This is a genomic window from Flavobacterium sp. SH_e (assembly GCF_025717045.1).
GTDB lineage: Bacteria > Bacteroidota > Bacteroidia > Flavobacteriales > Flavobacteriaceae > Flavobacterium.
The window spans coordinates 264,968-283,983 of sequence record NZ_JAOVZN010000003.1; the positions used below are offsets into that span (position 1 = coordinate 264,968).

Genomic DNA, 19,016 nt, shown 5'->3' on the forward strand with positions numbered 1-19,016 from the left:
CGTTAATTTATATTCTTATTTAAAATCTATTTTTTTGATTGTTGATGTAGAAAAATCTAAAATCAACAATCGTTAATCTTCATTCTTAAATCTAAACTTTTTTTAAGAAAATCCAAGTTTCATCTGGTTTTGCGCCTTCAATTCCCGATTGGTATTTTTTCATTAAGGCGTTCCAATCGTCTACTCTCGGATTATTTTGAGTTGTTTTTGGGTTTAATTTATCCAGATTTTCACCTTTTGGAATACTAATAACTAAGATCAATTGTCTTTCATTTTTGAAAACCTGCAATTGTTGGAAATCGGCATTACAGAAACCTTTCGCAACTTCTGGCCATTTTTCGAATTGCGTTTTATGATACTCTACATATTCTTTTTGCAACTTTTCATCAGCAGGAAGATTCGCCGTTAAAACCACATTTTCCCAGTCTGATGCAGGTTTCGAATCTTTACATCTTTCGAAGTTTTGGAAATCATAAACTAAATCTTCATAGATTTTAATTTCTAAAGAAGGAAAAGCGCCTGCCAGTTTTCGTTTTGTTCTTTCGGGCTGATTCATTTTTCCGTAAATCACTAAATGATTTTTCCATTGGTACAATTCCTGACCAACGATTCTGAATCCTGTTAAAGTCGATTTGATTTTTTCGATATCAAAATCAGAACCTATCAATTCGATGGCATATGGCTTTGGCATTTCCTGCAATCCCCATTTTTCATCGATCACGACTTCTTTTTCTAAATCTTTGTAAGGAGCTCTGATTCCTGCAGCATCTTTAATTTTAGAACTTACATACGGATCGTTGTGTTCCCAGATATTTCCTTTTGGACCGTTATGGTTTTTCAGGATTTTCTTTTCGGCAATCCAGTTGTTTTTAATCGTAAAACCTTCGCTTCCTTCATCGGTATACAAATACAGCCATAAAAACGGATCGTGCGCATATGGACTGTTATACACTTTGTCGATATAGTTTTCTTCGATTCGACTTCCTGGCTGAGCCGAAAGCGTATAAATTCCAGCTACATCATGCAAATGTTTCGCATAATGATGAATTTTATTTCCTAGAATTTTATTGTTCTGCATCACGTTTGGCGTGTGTGTCCAACCCCAGCCCATTGCCATTCCAGAATAGGAAACATCTGAAATTTCGTTATGCTCAATTGTAATATTTCGAACAAAACCAGCGCTAATTCCCAAAGTTCCCCAATCTTCATTGGTTACGTTTGTGATTAAATTATCAGCAATTACTTCATTCGAACACATTTCTCTTTCGTCTTTTATGATTAAAGGCAAATGCGCTTCAAAAGCTTCTTCAGAAAAAATCCCAACGTTAATGGCACTTCCGCCAATATCTTTAAATAAATTTCCTTTTACAGTATTGTGATTTGTTCCTTTATTTAAATCTAAACCAGTCGAAGCCAAATGCTCAAAACGACAAGATTCAAACTGAATATTATTCGCATAATTCACTTCAACCGCTGCACGAGGTCTTCCAACCCAAGCCTGATTTTCTAAATTCGCCTGATTTGGCGTTCCAGGAACTTTCAATTTATAAGCGTCTAACAAATATAACCCCGACTGCAACGGCACATGTCCTTGTTGTGAAGGACGAAGCCAGTTGCTGTACTGAAATGAAATTCCTTTAAACTGAAAATGATTTACAGGAGAATCGATTGTTCCTTTTACTTCTAAAAGGTTTTCTAAAACAGGAGCGGTAACTTTTGCCGTATTAATCTCTTCGCCAGCTCTTGGAATGTAATAGATTTTAGCATTTTTTTTATCCAAATACCATTCGCCAGGTTCATTTAAAAGTGAAAAAGCATTGTTTAAGAAATAAGCTGAATTTCCGTTGTTTTTCGAAATCCACGGCGCTGGCCACGGATGCTCGCTTTGAATACGGCTTTCTGGTTCTTCAAACGAAAGTCTGGCGCTGTCTTTTTGAACTTCAATATTTTTAATTCTAAGATTCGCATTCGACCACCATTGTACGATAAACATTTCCATTCCAGGTTCGAACTTAACCGATTTATCTTTAAACGGAATCCAACAAGTCTGTGATTCATGATCCCAAGACAAGATTCTTTCCATTGTGTTTCCAGCCGTATTTTTAGCTCTAACAGCCTTTTTATCGTTTACCCATAATTGTCTGAAATCAATTAAAATTCCCGCTTTTGTAGGCGCATCTGCCACCCAAACCGAACCTTTTTTCAGTCCGTTTATAACAGTTGTCGATTTTTTCCAGTTTTTAATTTCGATTCCACCGCTTATAATTGGTTTTGCATTTGCATCGGCTTCAATTGTTGTTGGGCTGTCCGCAGTTCCTGAATCTTCAGGTCTAACAAATAAAGGTTCGTTTAGATAATACGTTCCGTTCATTACTATAATTCGGATTCCGTCTTTTATGGATGGATCTTTTAATCGGCGAAGTTCTCTGGCTTTTCGCATTGCCATATGAACCGTTGCCAGCGGACTAGATTTTGTCCCGAGGTTCGAATCTTTTCCTGATGGCGAAACCCAGATTTCAGCTCCACTTGCCGAAATTGTGAATACCAGCAAAAAAACGACCAGTAATTTGTTGAAAGGAATTAAACGCATTATTTATAGTATTGATTTTTTTCTTCAGCTAAAATTACGAGGCATTTATTTAAAGCGCTATAATTTTTACAAATAATTGTATTTTTAACACTTTTACCAAATAACAGGTACAATTTAAAAGAATATAAAATTACGTGCATCCTGTACCCTCCTGTAATATTGGCTTCAAGACATTCATTTCGAAAATTCGGCTTTTAATTATCTTCTAATTTCCCAATTAAAAAAAGTTAAATTCATAAAAAATCTGTTATAAACTCACTAAAACTGTCATTTCATATTATTTTTTTAATAGATTTGTGTAATCGATTACATTAAATATTTCAAATTAAAAAACTGTAATTTTATTTATTGAATAAAAATTCACAGAATAAAAAAGGATTTAATAGTAAATCGATTTCCCTGAAAGACTTTTAACTATAATACGAATAAGAATGAAAACTAACCGAATTAACCTTTTATGTATAGCTCTCGCCTCTCTTGCTTTGAGTTTCAATACTGTTTTGGCACAAAAATCTGTAGACACGTATAAAAACATTGAATTTAAAATGGCTGAAGTACAAGAACCTGTCATTCCGAATTACAGTGTAAATTTAAAAGACTTTGGAGCGGTAAATGGCGGTTATGCTTTAAATACAAAAGCTTTTGCGGATGCGATTGAATTTCTTTCTAGACAAGGCGGTGGAAAACTAATTATTCCACCTGGAATCTGGTTGACTGGTCCAATCATTCTAAAAAGCAATATAGAACTGCATGCTCAAACTGGCGCTTTGATTAAATTCTCTACTGACAAATCTTTATATCCAATTATAGAAACCAGCTTCGAAGGTTTAAACACTTGGCGTTGCATCTCTCCTATTTATGGAAAAAACTTAGAGAATATCGCTTTTACTGGAAATGGCGTTTGGGACGGTTCTGGCGAAGCTTGGCGACAAGTTAAAAAGAGCAAACTGACAGACGAGCAATGGAAAAAATTTGTCGCTTCTGGCGGTGTTTTAAACGAAAAAAAGGACAGCTGGTATCCTTCTGAACAATATTTAAAAGGTGCTAAAGGAGCAGATCAGAACATTCGTCTTGACTTGAAAACGAAAGAAGATTTTGAAGCGATTCATGATTTTCTACGTCCTGTTTTGGTCAGCATTCAAAATAGTAAACGAGTAATGTTTGACGGGCCTGTTTTCCAAAATTCTCCTGCGTGGAATATTCATCCTTTATTGATTGAAGATTTAATTGTTCGAAACATAACCGTTAGAAATCCGTGGTTTTCTCAAAATGGTGACGGACTTGATGTGGAATCTTGTAAAAATGTAGTAATTGAAAATTCAAGTTTTGATGTAGGTGACGATGCCATCTGTATTAAATCGGGTAAAGATAAAGACGGACGCGACAGAGGTGTTCCTTGCGAGAATATCATTGTAAAAAATAATATTGTTTATCACGGTCACGGCGGTGTTACGGTTGGAAGTGAAATGTCTGGAGGCGTAAAAAACCTGCATGTTTCCAACTGTACTTTTATGGGAACTGATGTTGGTCTTCGTTTTAAAAGTACTCGCGGACGCGGCGGTGTCGTAGAAAACATTTATATCTCAGATGTTTTTATGACTGATATTCCATCACAAGCAATTTCTTTCGATTTGTATTATGGTGGTAAATCTATTGCTGAGACTTTAGCAGAAGGTGGAAATACAGTTAGCACAAAAGCAATTCCTGTAAACGAAGAAACACCTCAGTTTAAAAATATTGTGATCAAAAATATTACGATTAAAGGTGCTCAGCAAGCGGTATTTTTACAAGGTCTTCCTGAAATGAATTTAGAAAACATTGAAATCACAAACTTGATTGCTAAAGCACAAAAAGGATTTTCTATTATTGACGCTAACGGAATTAAAATCAGCAACGCACAATTGGATATTGAAGCTAAAAATGCTTTCGAAATTTATAATACTAAAAACCTTTCGCTGAAAAATATCGAGTTTAATCCTTCTTCATCAAATGCGATTACAATTAATGGTGAAGCGAGCAAGAATATTGATTTGAGTGGTTCTTCTGCCAATTTTTCGAAGACTACGACTATTGATAAAAATGTGCCTAAGAAAGCGGTTAAATTCTAGAACCAATTTTCACACATAGCCCGTGGTTTCAACCACGGGAACGCAATATTGTCACGTCTCGTTTTGCGTTGCTCACATTGTGTCCCGTGGTTGAAACCGCGGGCTATATTTGACAAAATTTGCAAGTAAAATTTTTATGAAATAAAAAAGCGTGAATTGATTAATTCACGCTTTTTTTTACAAATCTTAAATTAAGTATTAGCCATTCAAACTATAGAAATAATTCGCATTCTCAAACCAAATTTTGTTCTGGTCTTCAATAGAAAACTTCGAAATATAATCTTCTAAAGTTTTTACCACTTCATTATAATCGGAAGCTACATTTAAAACTGGCCAATCTGAACCGAACATTAATTTATCAATCGAAAAGTTTTCGAAAATCACATCCAAATAGGGTTTTAAATCTTCTGGTTTCCAGTTTTTCCAATCAGCTTCTGTGACCATTCCTGAGATTTTGCACCAAACGTTATCGTATTTCGCAATTTCTTCGATTCCTTTTTTCCAAGAATCAATACTGCTTGATTTAATATCTGGTTTGGCAATATGGTCAATTACAAATTTTTGGTTTGGAAAATCTTTTACCAAACGTATTGCAGCTGGCAATTGACGTTCGAAAATTAAAATATCGTAAGTATAATTAAATGTTTTTAAAGCTTTGATTCCTCTTCTGAATTCTGCTCCATCCATAAAATCATCCGCTTCACCTTGAACAACGTGCCTAAGACCTTTCAGCTTTTCTTGATCTGAAAAGAATTGCAAACGTTCTTCAATGTTTTCATTTCGTAAATCAATCCAACCTACAACTCCTTTTACGAAATCATTTTTAGAAGCTAAATCCAATAAAAACTGAGTTTCTTCTTCTGATTGGCTTGCCTGAACTGCCACACAGCCTTCAAACTGATTAGACTTTAATAATGGCTCTAAATCTTCTGGAAGAAAATCTCTTTGGATATTCTGCATGGTTTCGTCGATCCAGCTGTCTCGAACAGGATCAAACTTCCAAAAATGCTGATGGGAATCTATTCTTTTACTCATAATTTCTTAGTTAACATCGCTGATTAAAGCGCGGTCTAAATGTACGTAACCTCCATCCACAAAAACAAATTGTCCCGTAGTATGCGATGATTTTTCAGAAATGATAAAAAGTGCCGTATCTGCAATTTCTTCTGTTTTGGTCATTCGGCTTTCTAGTGGAATCGTTTTACTAATTTTTTTCAAGACCGCCTGTCCATCTGGTAATGTTTTAATCCAGTCTTCATAAGCAGGCGTATAACTTTCCGCAATAATTATCACATTCGAACGGATTCCGTACTGAATCAAATCGACAGCCCATTCTCTCGTTAAGCCCAAAACCCCGCCTTTCGCAGCAGCGTAACCCGAAGTTCCGCCCTGTCCAGTTAAGGCAACTTTTGAACCGATATTTAAAATATTTCCTTTGGATTCTTTTAAGTATGGAAGTGAATATTTAGCTAAAAGAAAATAACTTACCACATTCAATTTCAAAGAATTCATAAAATCCTCGTAGCTTGAATCTAATCCTGCTCCGTCATTTACGCCAACATTATTAATTATGGCATCGATTCTTCCGTACTTAGCTCCAATTACTTTTACAGCGTTTTCTATTGCAAGAGGATCGGTTACATCAGTTTGTACAAACAGTGAATTTACTCCTCTTTTTTGAAGTCTTTCTACATATTCAAAACCTCTTGCATTTCTGTCAACCAAAACCGGAATTGCACCTTCATCTGCCAATCGGTTAACGATCGTTTCTCCGATACTGCCTTCTTTTCCAGCTGAACCAGAAACGACAACTATTTTATTTTTTAAGTTTAAATCCATTTCTTTTTTGTGTTAGATGTGATTTGTAAGATGTGAAAAGTGAAATACATTCAACTTAAACTTGCACACATTTCACTAATAACTTTTCACTAATAACTAATAACTAATAACTAATTACTCTATTTCAATCAACGCCTTGATTACATTATTCTTCGGATCAATCAAATTCCCGAAATCAGTAATCATTTCATCAAAACTTGTTCTGTGAGTGATATATTTCTTAGGGTCAATTTTTCCTTCTTTCAGACATTTCATTACATATTCAAAATCTTCAATTGTTGCATTTCGGCTGCTCATTAAAGTCGATTCTCTTTTGTGGAAATCAGGATGACTGAAACTCAATTCGCCTTTTTGAAGTCCGACCAAAACAAATCTTCCGCCATGTGAAATATAATTAAAAGCACTGTTCATCACTTTCTGATTTCCAGTTGCGTCAATTACTACATTTGCCATATCTCCGTTTGTTAATTCAGCTAATTTTTGAGCAACATCATCGTTCAACGGGTTAATCGTTTCGTCTGCTTGTAACTGTTCTTTACAGAAATTCAATCTATAATCGTTAATATCCATTACGATTACTTTTGCGCCCGCGATTTTTGCAAACTGAATCAAACCAATTCCGATTGGTCCTGCTCCCATTACCAAAACGGTGTCCGTTGGTTTTACAGCTGCTCTTCTAACGCCGTGTGCAGCAATTGCTAATGGTTCAACCAAAGCCAATTCATCATAATCTAAACCTTGACCGTGCAGTAAATATTGTTCTGGAATCGAAACATATTCAGCCATTCCGCCATCAATATGAACTCCGAAAACTTTAATATTTACACAACAATTCGTCAATCCGTTTCGGCACGCAACACATTTTCCGCAGTTGAAATACGGAATAAAAGTTACTTTATCACCAGGTTTAAAACCTGCAGCATTTCCTTTTACATACTCAGCCGCCAATTCGTGGCCTAAAATTCTTGGATATTCAAAATAAGGCTGAGTTCCGCCAAAAGCGTGAATATCAGTTCCGCAGATTCCGATTCTTTTAATTTTCAATAAAACTTCGCCCTCTTTTGGTTCTGGAATACTGGTTTCTTTTAGTAGAAATTCCTGCGGTTTTTCGCAAACAATATATTTCATTTTATACTTTCTTAAATTTTATTTTTGATATGCTACAGCTTTTTGTCTGCTTGTTCCTAAACCTTCAATTCCAAGCTCAATAACATCACCCGCTTTAATATAAATTGGATCAGGTTTTATTCCTAAACCAACTCCTGGAGGCGTTCCTGTACTAATGATATCACCCGGAAGCAAAGTCATAAACTGACTTAAATAATGCACTAAATAAGGAATTTTGAAAACTAAATTTAAGGTATTACTGTCTTGGTATTTTTTACCGTTTACCGTCAGCCACATCTTCAAATTGTCAACATCAGCGATTTCGTCTTTCGTAGCCAAAAATGGTCCAAGAGGCGCAAAAGTATCGCTTCCTTTTCCTTTTGCCCATTGTCCACCACGCTCTAATTGAAATGCTCTTTCGCTGTAATCATTCAATAAAGCATAACCAGCAACATAATCTAAAGCTTCTGCTTCTTCAACATAACTTGCTTTTTTACCAACGATAAAAGCCAATTCCACTTCCCAGTCTGTTTTTTCGCTATTCTTTGGAATAATCAAATCATCGTCTGGCCCGCACAAAGAAGTTGTCGATTTAAAGAAAATAATAGGTTCTGTAGGAATTGGAGCATTTGTTTCTTTACAATGATCGATATAATTTAATCCAATACAGATAATTTTTGAAGGTCTTGCCACTGGTGAACCCAAACGTACCGAAGGATCCACTTCTGGTAAAGTTGGATTGCTTTCTAATGCTTTTTGCAGTTTTTCTAATCCGTTTTCTTCAAAGAAATTTTCGTTAAAATCGGTTACAATCGAAGAAACATCATATCTCTTTTCTCCAATTAAAACTCCAGGTTTCTCTTTTCCGATTTCTCCAAAACGTATTAATTTCATAATCGTATATTTTTATTGTTAGTTTATTTTTTCGATGAAAGGGCTTCACCATGATTTCATTTTACAAGATCTTTTACTATTTACTAATTCAAAATTTGCTAAAAAAGCTAAAGCAAACATAATAAATGTAAAAATTACAATTACAAAAGTAAATTTTAAAAATTAATATCCGAGATATATTTCAGATTCTGACTATAAAAATGATCAAACTTTAATAAATTATAACATTTTTTAAACGATTTGTAAAAATTATAGCACTATTTATCACTTAATGTAAAAAAGATTTCTTAAAAATAAATGATTTCTTGTTCATGTCAATCTTATTCCTACTTTTGTAATTGTGATTTTTACATTTATTAATACAATCGATTACATTATCAAAAATCCCTATATAAAATGATAAAATTAAAAGGCATAACTTGGAACCATACAAGAGGTTTGCTTCCTATGGTTGCCACATCGCAGCGTTTTACCGAACTACATCCTGATGTTGAAATTTCTTGGGAGAAAAGAAGCTTACAAGAATTTGCAGATGCCTCTATCGAAGACTTAGCCAAAAGATTTGATTTATTGGTAATCGATCATCCTTGGACAGGTTTTGGAGCGCAAACTAAAGCGATTCTTCCATTATCTGATTATTTATCAAACGAATATATTAAAGACCAAGAATTTAATACGGTTGGAAAATCGTACGGAAGTTATGTTTTTCACGATAAATTATGGGCGCTTCCTATTGATGCAGCAACTCCGGTTGCCTCTGCCCGCTTGGATCTTTTGGAAAAAAACAATTTAGAAGTTCCTAAAACTTATGACGATTTATTAGCATTGGCAAAAAAAGGTTTAGTTGCTTTTGCTGGAATTCCCGTAGATGTTTTAATGAGTTTTTACATGTTTTGCTGTAGTTTGGGTGAAGCTCCTTTTCTTTCTGAAGAAAAAATAATTTCTGAAACTACAGGAATTAAAGCGCTTCAAATGTTTAGAGAATTAGCACAATTAATTGATCCTGCAAACTTTAGTCGTAACCCTATTCAGGTTTATGAGGCGATGGTCAATTCAGATGAAATTGCTTATTGCCCTTTTGCTTATGGTTATTCTAACTATTCTCGCATTGGCTACAGCCGTAAACTTTTACATTTTTATGATTTAGTAAGTCTAAATAATAATCCTATGATTTCTTCTTTGGGAGGAACTGGTTTGGCTGTTTCTTCATTCAGCGAACATATTGAAACTGCCATAAAGTATGCCGAATTTACGTGTTCATCACAGATTCAGCAGAATATTTATACCGATAATGGTGGTCAGCCAGGACATTTGCAAGCTTGGAAAAGCGAAAGAATAAATGGTGTAACACACGATTATTTCAAAAATACACTTCCTGCTTTAGAGCGCGCTTTCCTTCGTCCGAGATATTATGGTCACATGTATTTCCAAGATCATGCTGGAGATGTGGTTCGTAATTATTTGATGAATGGCGGAGACGAATTGAAAGTTTTGGAAGAAATGAATTCGCTTTACGCGGAATCTCTAAAAATCCAGACCGTATGAGACCTTTAGAAGGATTAATTGTTCTGGAATTCTGTCAGTTTCTTGCAGGACCTTCAGCTGGATTAAAACTAGCCGATTTGGGCGCACGCGTCATCAAAATCGAACGTCCTGTAAAAGGAGAAGCTTGCAGACAATTGAGCATCAAAGATTTATTTGTTGACGACAGCAGTTTGCTTTTTCATACCATAAACCGAAATAAAGAATCTTTTGCAGCCGATTTAAAAAATCCTGATGATTTGATTTTAATTAAAAAATTAATCGAAAAGGCTGATATTATGACACATAATTTCAGACCCGGGGTAATGGAAAAAATCGGTTTAGATTTTAAAAATACTTTGGCTATTAATCCGCAGATTATTTACGGAACGATTACAGGTTACGGAAATGAAGGTCCGTGGGCAAAAAAACCGGGACAAGATTTATTGCTACAATCACTTTCTGGATTAAGCTGGCTGAGCGGGCGCAAAAGTCAAGGTCCAGTTCCTTTTGGTTTGGCTGTAGCCGATTTAATGTGCGGAAATCATTTTGTACAGGGAATCTTAACAGCACTTTTAAAAAGGGCCAAAACTAAAAAAGGCGTTTTGGTCGAAGTCAGTTTACTAGAATCTATTCTAGATGTACAGTTTGAAGCGATTACTTCTTTCTTAAATGATGGCGGTCAATTACCTGAACGCGGCGATATTAAAGGAAGTGCACATGCTTTTTTAAGTGCTCCTTATGGTGTTTACCAAACACAAGATGGCTATTTATCTCTTGCAATGGGAGATTTACTTTTTATTGGAAAAACTTTAGGTTTAGATTTAAACGCTTTCGCGGATAAACATCTTTGGTTTGAAAAAAGAGATGAAATCAGAACGATTTTGAGCGAAAGAATTCAAACCCAAGCTTCTGATTATTGGATTGAAATATTACAGAAAGAAGGTATTTGGTGCGGAAAAGTTTTCAATTACGAAGAACTAGACAATCAGCCTTTTGTAAATGAATTACAATTGAAACAAACCGTAAAAAATACCGAAGGTGAAACTTTAGTTACAACGAGAAGTCCGATTCAGTTGGATGGTGAGATTTTATTAAGCGAAAAAGCTGCTCCAAAAGTAGGACAAGATAATTTGAATATACACGAACAATTTTTAAACAGCCAGAAATGAAGCCTTTAGAAGATTATTTAATTGTAGATTTCAGCCAGTTTCTTTCGGGTCCGTCGGCGAGTTTGCGCTTGGCAGATTTGGGAGCGCGCGTGATAAAAATTGAAAAACCAGGAACGGGAGATATTTGCCGTACTTTATATACTTCTGATTTGATTATGAACGGTGAATCGTCAGTTTTTCATACCATCAACAGAAACAAAGAATCTTTTGCCATTGATTTTAAACAGCCAGAGGAACTTCAAAAACTAAAAAAATTATTAACCAAAGCCGATGTTGTGATGCATAATTTCAGACCTGGAGTTATGGAACGAATTGGTTTGAGTTATGAAGAGGTAAAAAGCATTAATCCAAATGTGATTTATGGCTCGATTTCTGGTTTTGGAGAACATCCTGACTTGAAAGATTTACCAGGTCAGGATTTGCTTTTACAATCTTTAACGGCTTTAACTTGGCTAAGCGGAAATCAAGAAGATGGTCCAGTCCCAATGGGATTGTCGATTGTAGATATGCTTGCCGGAGCGCATTTGGCTCAAGGAATTTTAGCTGCTTTATACAGAAAAGCAACTCATAATATTGGAGCGCAAATTCAAGTCAGTATGCTCGAATCGGCATTTGATTTTCAGTTTGAAACGATTACCACTTATTTTAATGACGGAGGCGAATTACCTATTCGAACCAAAACCAATAACGCTCACGCTTATTTAGGAGCACCATACGGAATTTACAAAACTAAAAACGGTTATCTAGCACTAGCAATGGGCTCGATTCCTGTTTTGGCTTCTTTGCTAAAATGCGACGCTTTATTACAGTTTCCTGAAAATAAATTTACACTTAGAGACGAAATCAAAAATATACTTGCAGAGCATTTGCAAACGCAGGAAACACAATTTTGGTTGGATATTTTAGAACCCGCAGACATTTGGTGTGCAGGAGTTTTAAACTATCAACAGTTATTTACTGAAGATGGATTTAAGGTTTTGAATTTTACGCAGCAAGTCGAAATGCTAGACGGCTACATATATAAAACAACACGCTGTCCGATAAAAATTGATGGCGAATATTTGACTTCTGATAAAGGTTCTCCAAAATTAGGGCAAGACAACGAGAAAATTATTAAAGAATTTATAGACTGCTAAAATGGATAAAATTAGAATCGCCGTTCGAAAATTCGATCCCTTCGAAAGCACACTGGAAAAGCTGTGGGATGCTTTCTGTCTTCAAAATGATATTCAAATTGAAGCCGAAATGATTCCAATGGAACTTCATGAATTGTATGAAACCACAATTTCTAAAAAAGGCTTAAAAGAAGGAAAATGGGATATTGCGCACATCAACACCGACTGGATTTTTGATGCTGTACACGAAAAAGCGGTTCAAGATTTATATCCTTTTATAGCCGAAAATCCGCCAGAGAATTATCCTTACGGTTGGCATAAATCGCTTTTGCATTTACAAAAACTCGATAATGGAACGTACGGACTCCCTTTTCACGACGGACCAGAATGTCTGATTTACAGAAAAGACTTATTCGAAAACCAAACTGAAAAAGAGAATTTCAAAAAGCAATTTGGGTACGAACTTTCAACACCAAAAACTTGGAAAGAATTTGTTGAAATTGCAACTTTCTTTAATCGCCCAGAACAAAATTTATACGGCAGTATTTTTGCCAATTATCCAGATGGACACAATATGGTTTTTGATTTCTGCCTGCAATTGTGGACTCGCGGAGGTTCACTAATCAATAATAAAAATCAAATTTGCATCGATAGCGAAGCAGCAGTTCAAGCTTTAGATTTTTATCGAAAAATTGTCAATAATAAAAATGCAGTTCACCCAAAATCTAAGGAATTTGGTTCAGTTGAAGCTGGTTTGGCTTTCGCCGAAGGACAAGCTGCAATGGCAATCAATTGGTTCGGATTTGCTTCAATGGCGGAAGTGATTGAAGAATCGAAAGTAAAAGGTAAAATCGACATTACTTCTCTCCCATCCGATCCAAATCATAAAACGGCTTCTTTGAATGTATATTGGTTATACACAATTGGTTCAGGAAGCAAACACAAAAAATTAGCTTACGATTTTCTGCGTTTTGCCACCACTGCAAAAAGCGACAAATTGTTGACAAAAGAAGGCGGAATTGGTTGCAGAAAATCAACTTGGAAAGATGAAGAAATCAATACTTTGATTCCTTTTTATCATAAATTGGAAATGCTTCACGAAAATGCTTTGACATTACCACAAACTCCAATTTGGCCAAAGGTTTGCGAATTTATAGACCACATGGTTTTAAAAGCCATTAATAGTGATATTCCTTCGGCACAATTATTAGAAGAAACACAGATTAATATTCAAAAAATAGAATAGATATGAATATTCCATATAAACCTTTATTACCCGAAACAAAACAGCCTATTATCATTATCGGGGCAAGCGGTATTGTAAAAGATGCGCATCTTCCTGCTTACGAAATGGCTGGTTTTAAAGTTTTTGGTATTACAAATAGAACGATTTCAAAAGCACATGATTTAGCAAAAGAATTCAAAATCGAACACGTTTTTGAAAACGTTGCTGCTGCAGTTAAAAATGCCCCTTCAAACGCTGTTTATGACATTACGGTTTTGCCTGATCAATACATCGAAATTCTAGAGCAATTGCCAGATGGAGCTGCAGTTTTGATTCAGAAACCAATGGGTAATGATTTAACTCAGGCTCGCGAAATTGTAGCTGTTTGCGAAAGAAAAAACTTGGTTGCTGCGATTAATTTTCAATTAAGGTTTGCTTCGTTTGTAAGTGCTGCACGTTATTTAATCAACGAAGGGATTTTGGGCCAGCTATACGATTTTGAATTCAAAGTAACTGTAAATACTCCTTGGGAATTGTTTCCGTTAATTAAAGAACATCCAAGATTGGAGATTCTTTTTCACAGTGTTCATTATATCGATTGTATTCGCTCTTTCCTAGGAAATCCTAAAGGTGTAATGGCTAAAACAGCTAAACATCCGCTTAAAAAATTATCTTCAAGCAGATCTACGATTATTTTAGATTATGGCGAAGATATGCATGTGGTTATTAATACGAATCACGACCATCATTTTGGGCCAAAACACGAAGAAAGCTATATCAAATGGGAAGGAACAAAAGGCGCTGTTAGAGCAAAAATGGGCTTGCTGATGAACTATCCCGACGGTCTTCCTGACGTTTTTGAATATGCTTTACCAATAAAAGAAGGCGAAAATGAATACCAATGGACAGAAGTTAAATTGGAAGGTTCGTGGTTTCCTGAAGCTTTTATTGGTGCAATGTCAAATCTGATGCGCTATAAAGAAGGTTCTGATGAAAAATTATCAGCTAGCGTGCAAGATGTTTTAGGAACAATGAAAGTTGTGGAAGCTTGCTATATCAGCAGTAAAAATGGTGGAATTTCTTTTGATGAAGTGTAATTAAAACACTATATTTCAAAACCAAAAAACAAAATTTTAGTCCTCTTCAAAACAAACGTAATTTTGACATTTATTTGAAAGAGTAAGACGAATAAAAAGTAATTAAATTATGTATTTCAAATCGACTTTTTTCGAAGATTATACCATCGACGATAAACGAATAACGGTTGGCAGAACGATAACAGAAACTGATTTTGTAGTTCACGCCGGACACACGGGAGATTTCTTCCCACACCACATGGACGAAGAATGGTGTAAAACACAACCTTTCGGCCAAAGAATTGCACACGGAACCATGGTTTTCAGTATCGGAATCGGTTTGACTGCATCAGAAATAAATCCAGAAGCTTTTTCAAGAGGGTACGACAGAATGCGTTTTGTAAAACCTGTTCATATTGGCGATACAATCCATTCTGAAATTACTATTTCTGAAAAAGGCGAAGCTAAAAATCCAGAAATGGGCGCTGTCACAGAGCATGTAGAAATCATTAATCAACGCGGTGAAATCGTTTTGGTTTGTGATCACTTGCTTTTTGTGAAAAGAAGATCCTAAGATACTAAGTTGCTAAGATTCTAAGTTTTTAAATACTTTGTGTTTTAGCAACTCCACAAGATTATTTTAAAGCCTTTAATTAAATCTCTTAAAATCGTTAAAAAAGACTTAGAATCTTAGAACCTAAAAAAATAAAAACAAAAACTATCTAAACAATGCAAATTACAAACCAAGCTGGCGATCAACACGAAGTGCCGACAGAAGGCGGAAAAGGAAATCAATACCTTTTGCCTTTTATTTTAGTTACATGCCTATTTTTTCTATGGGGAATGGCCCATAATCTTGATTCTGTATTGATTCCGCACTTGAAAAAAGCGTGCGAATTAAACAATCGCCAATCTACTCTTATCGATACTTCTGTATTCTTTGCTTATTTTATCATGGCAATTCCAGCTGGAATGCTGATTAAAAGGTTTGGTTACAAAAACAGTATTATCACAGGTTTATTAGTTTTTGCAATTGGAGCATTTTTATTTGTTCCTGCGGCTAATACTAGAACTTATGAATTATTCTTATTTGCTTTGTTTGTAATTGGTTGCGGATTAACCATTTTAGAAACCAGTGCCAATCCGTACGCTGCGATTTTAGGGCCAGCTGAATCTTCTTCAAAAAGATTGAATTTAGCTGCTTCTTTCAACGGATTAGCAGCAATGGTAGCGCCAATAGTGGGTTCATTATTTATTCTTTCTGGAACAAATCATACAAAAGAACAAATGGCGGCAATGCCAGAAGCAGAAAAAGCAGCTTATTTATTAGGAGAAGCAGCTTCTGTTAAAATGCCTTATATTGTTTTAGGAAGTATTTTGGTTTTAGTAGCAATTATATTTTATTTTGTGCAATTGCCTTCAATGAAAGCTACTCACGCTGAGGCTGAAATTAAACCAGGTTTTTTCTCTGTTTTAAAATTTAGACATTTAAGCTGGGGAGTTGCAGCGCAATTTTTCTATGTTGGAGCACAAGTTTGTATTACAAGTTTCTTTATCAGAATTGCACAGCAAGGCGCTGGATTAGACGAAAAAACAGCTGGATATTACTTAGGAATTTATGGTTTCCTTTTTATGGCGGGACGTTTTATTGGAACTTTCTTTTTAAGGTTTGTAAAAGATTATCTTTTGCTTTCTATCTATTGTGTAGTGAGCGTGTTACTTTGTCTAGTAGCAATCTATGGCTCTGGAATTGTGGTAATTTATGCACTTGGAGGAATCGGGTTCTTTATGTCAATTATGTTCCCAACTATTTTCTCTTTAGGAATTAAAGGCCTAAAATCGAATACAGAAACAGGATCTTCTTGGTTAGTAATGTCAATTGTTGGTGGAGCTATTATTCCTTACGGAATGGGAACTTTAATCGACATGAATCACGATGATATTCAGTCAGGATATATTATTCCGTTGGTTTGTTTCTTGATTATTCTTTCTTTTGGAGCTTACGGACATAAAGTAAAAGCTGTTTCAGAATAATTTTAGAAATCATATAAAATCAAAAACGCCTCCAATTGGAGGCGTTTTCTTTAGTCATGTTTAAGATTAATGGTTTTTTCCATTAGAGTGATCGTGGTCTTTGTTTGCTGACTGTTGTTTGGAGTTATTATTTTCTTTTCCTTTATTATTTCCTTTGCTGTTTCCGTTGTTGCCTTTTGGTTTTTCTCCTCTATTTTTTTGAGGTTTTCCTTGGTAACCTTTTGGATAACTGGCTCTGTGTTTTGTATGGTATTTATAAGGAGTGTCTCCTTTGTAATCATTTAAAACCACTTTATAACCTGAATACAAATCATATTGTCTGCAGTTTGCAGGAAGTTTTTTATCACGAGTCCATTTTCCGTTGCTCTCGTAGATAAACACACTTTGATTTACATCATAATATACATCAATATCTGGCAGATAATAATATCTGCTGTCGTCCTTACCTTGTGGTCCCCAATTTGGAGGAGTGCCAATATTAACATTGATTGAAACTTGTTGGGCATGAGCAAAAAATACACTCATAAATAGCACTGAGGCGAATACTAACTTTTTCATGTCTTTAGAATTAAATATTAATTTTAGTAGATATTAATCGAAAGTAATGCCAATATTTAAGCTTATAGCATTCATTATACAGAACCGCTGAACTAATCGACGAATAGTGTCTTTTTACCGACATAGCTTTTAAAAAAAATGCCTCATTTCTGAGGCATTTTTAAGTCATGTTTTCTTTTAATAGCGACCATAATACTGGATATAAAATGATCAATGTGGAACGATTACTAACTCACATATTTACGTATCCGTTTTTGGATAAATCAAAAGTAAATACAATTTATCATTATTAAATAAAATTTAGACCAAAAGCATAATTGTAGCGACAAACGTACATTTTTAAGAAATTGAAAATATTATTTCCAGCCTCCGCCTAACGCTCTATACAAATTAATAACAGCTTGCAATTTCTGCAGATTATCTGCCACTCCACTTAATTGAGCTGCTAAAAGGTTTTGTTCTGATGTTAAAACGTCTGTATAATTGGTTGCAGAGCTATATTCTAAAAGCTCTTGAGTAAAGTCTACTGCTTTTTCTAAAGCTGCAATTTGTTTTGCTCTCGAATCTTCTTTTTCAACAGCCATTTGATACGAATACAAAGCATTTGAAACTTCCTGACCCGCAACTAAAAGACTTTGCTGGAAACTATTGTATGCCTGTAATTGCTGAGACTGAGCTGTAGTTAATCTCAACTTATTTTTACCTTGATTAAAAATTGGCTGTGTTAATCCTCCAATAATCGAATAAAAAATAGAATTACTAAAGAAATCTTTCAATTCTAAATTTGAAAATCCTCCGCTTGCTGTCAGTGTCAAACTTGGATAGAAATATGTTTTAGCCAAATTTGTAGACTCAAATGCCACTCTGAAATTAAATTCTGCTTGGCGAACATCAGGACGATTGTTTAATAATTGAGCTGGCATTCCAATTGCAATTTTCTCAGGAATAATCTGCGTTCCTAAAACACCTCTATCAATTGGTCCAGGAGCTTGTCCTAACAAAATATTTAAAGCATTTTCTGTCTCACGGATATTTTGTTTTAAATCTGGAATTAAAACTTCTGCTGCATGCTGATTCGCTTCACTTTGAACTACGGCCGCTCCAGTTACAATTGCACCTTCTTTTAACTCTTTAATTGTTTCTACATTTTCAATACGGCTTTTTAAAGTCTGCTCCGTAATTTCAAGCTGCTTATCATAAGCTAACAGTAAGAAATAATTGTTTGCAATATCTGCAATCAATTGTGTTTGAACCGCTTGCTTTGCAGCATCAGAAGCTAAATATGTAGCCAAAGCTGCTCTTTTAGAACTGCTTAGTTTTCCCCAAACATCAATTTCCCAAGAAGTACTTACGCCTAATTTATAAGTTGTTGTTAAGGTATTGATATTAGCTCCACCAAAATTTAAAGATGCTTCAGATTGTTTCGAATGTGTTGCACTAGCGTCCAATTGCAATGTTGGATAATAAGCTAACTTACTCTGACGCAAAGTAGCTCTTGCTTGCACAATATTCTCAATTGCATTTTTCAGATTCAAATTCTGATCTAATCCTTTTTGAATTAAAGCATTCAGTTTTTCATCTTTAAAAACAGTATTCCAAGGCATATCTGCAATTGAAGTCGAATCTGTTGAAGACTCATCACGGTACAACTGATCTGTTTTTAAAGTTGTGGGGCGTTCGTATTTATTGGTAACAGAGCACGCACTAATTAGTGCGGCTGTTATTACCAGTAAAATATATTTATTTGAACTATTCGTCATCTTTATTGTAATTAAAT

Annotated in this window: 15 protein-coding genes; 8 read left to right on the top strand and 7 right to left on the bottom strand. The window is 35.0% G+C overall.

The genetic code is table 11. From position 1 onward, the window contains the following. Window positions 1-91: 91 nt before the first annotated feature. The gene (locus OD917_RS06095) at window positions 92-2,590 is read right to left on the bottom strand and encodes a right-handed parallel beta-helix repeat-containing protein (protein WP_263522664.1); all 2,499 of its coding nucleotides are present in this window, start codon (window positions 2,588-2,590) and stop codon (window positions 92-94) included. 431 nt (window positions 2,591-3,021) lie between these two features. Between OD917_RS06095 and OD917_RS06100 the strand changes: the two genes are divergently transcribed. Further along, window positions 3,022-4,698, top strand: coding sequence for a glycoside hydrolase family 28 protein (locus OD917_RS06100; RefSeq protein ID WP_263522665.1), 1,677 nt, complete (start codon window positions 3,022-3,024; stop codon window positions 4,696-4,698). Window positions 4,699-4,896: 198 nt separating this feature from the next. On the opposite strand, the gene OD917_RS06105 is transcribed toward OD917_RS06100, so the two are convergent. The 4 genes from OD917_RS06105 to OD917_RS06120 all read right to left on the bottom strand — a co-directional run bounded on the left by OD917_RS06105 (window position 4,897) and on the right by OD917_RS06120 (window position 8,538). Beyond that, window positions 4,897-5,733, bottom strand: a complete 837-nt coding sequence (locus OD917_RS06105; RefSeq protein WP_263522666.1) for an amidohydrolase family protein — start codon at window positions 5,731-5,733, stop codon at window positions 4,897-4,899. 6 nt (window positions 5,734-5,739) lie between these two features. Next, window positions 5,740-6,537 (bottom strand): SDR family oxidoreductase, encoded by a 798-nt coding sequence (locus OD917_RS06110; protein WP_263522667.1) that lies wholly within the window; start codon window positions 6,535-6,537, stop codon window positions 5,740-5,742. A 114-nt stretch (window positions 6,538-6,651) separates the two neighbouring features. Further along, window positions 6,652-7,665 carry a zinc-binding alcohol dehydrogenase family protein gene (locus OD917_RS06115; RefSeq protein WP_263522668.1) on the bottom strand — a complete coding sequence of 338 codons (1,014 nt, stop codon included), beginning with the start codon at window positions 7,663-7,665 and terminating at the stop codon, window positions 6,652-6,654. Between the two features lie 18 nt (window positions 7,666-7,683). Next, on the bottom strand, window positions 7,684-8,538 hold the full coding sequence (locus tag OD917_RS06120; protein ID WP_263522669.1) for a fumarylacetoacetate hydrolase family protein: 855 nt from the start codon (window positions 8,536-8,538) through the stop codon (window positions 7,684-7,686). A gap of 396 nt (window positions 8,539-8,934) precedes the next feature. Between OD917_RS06120 and OD917_RS06125 the strand changes: the two genes are divergently transcribed. The 7 genes from OD917_RS06125 to fucP all read left to right on the top strand — a co-directional run bounded on the left by OD917_RS06125 (window position 8,935) and on the right by fucP (window position 16,681). Continuing rightward, window positions 8,935-10,083, top strand: coding sequence for an ABC transporter substrate-binding protein (locus tag OD917_RS06125; protein ID WP_263522670.1), 1,149 nt, complete (start codon window positions 8,935-8,937; stop codon window positions 10,081-10,083). Next, a complete protein-coding gene (locus OD917_RS06130; protein ID WP_263522671.1) occupies window positions 10,080-11,231 on the top strand; it encodes a CaiB/BaiF CoA transferase family protein in 1,152 nt (383 codons plus the stop codon). The genes OD917_RS06125 and OD917_RS06130 overlap by 4 nt, the downstream gene beginning before the upstream one ends. Continuing rightward, window positions 11,228-12,367 carry a CaiB/BaiF CoA transferase family protein gene (locus OD917_RS06135; protein ID WP_263522672.1) on the top strand — a complete coding sequence of 380 codons (1,140 nt, stop codon included), beginning with the start codon at window positions 11,228-11,230 and terminating at the stop codon, window positions 12,365-12,367. Before OD917_RS06130 ends, OD917_RS06135 begins: the two co-directional genes overlap by 4 nt. Before the next feature lies 1 nt (window position 12,368). Continuing rightward, window positions 12,369-13,592, top strand: a complete 1,224-nt coding sequence (locus OD917_RS06140) for an extracellular solute-binding protein (RefSeq protein ID WP_263522673.1) — start codon at window positions 12,369-12,371, stop codon at window positions 13,590-13,592. Window positions 13,593-13,594: 2 nt separating this feature from the next. After that, the gene (locus OD917_RS06145; RefSeq protein WP_263522674.1) at window positions 13,595-14,668 is read left to right on the top strand and encodes a Gfo/Idh/MocA family protein; all 1,074 of its coding nucleotides are present in this window, start codon (window positions 13,595-13,597) and stop codon (window positions 14,666-14,668) included. 109 nt (window positions 14,669-14,777) lie between these two features. Then, window positions 14,778-15,221: a MaoC/PaaZ C-terminal domain-containing protein gene (locus OD917_RS06150; protein WP_263522675.1), complete on the top strand. Its 444-nt coding sequence runs from the start codon at window positions 14,778-14,780 to the stop codon at window positions 15,219-15,221. A gap of 155 nt (window positions 15,222-15,376) precedes the next feature. After that, on the top strand, window positions 15,377-16,681 hold the full coding sequence (fucP, locus tag OD917_RS06155) for an L-fucose:H+ symporter permease (protein ID WP_263522676.1): 1,305 nt from the start codon (window positions 15,377-15,379) through the stop codon (window positions 16,679-16,681). A 66-nt stretch (window positions 16,682-16,747) separates the two neighbouring features. On the opposite strand, the gene OD917_RS06160 is transcribed toward fucP, so the two are convergent. Further along, a complete protein-coding gene (locus OD917_RS06160; protein ID WP_263522677.1) occupies window positions 16,748-17,239 on the bottom strand; it encodes a hypothetical protein in 492 nt (163 codons plus the stop codon). 356 nt (window positions 17,240-17,595) lie between these two features. Then, window positions 17,596-18,999, bottom strand: a complete 1,404-nt coding sequence (locus tag OD917_RS06165) for an efflux transporter outer membrane subunit (RefSeq protein WP_263522678.1) — start codon at window positions 18,997-18,999, stop codon at window positions 17,596-17,598. Window positions 19,000-19,016: the final 17 nt, after the last annotated feature.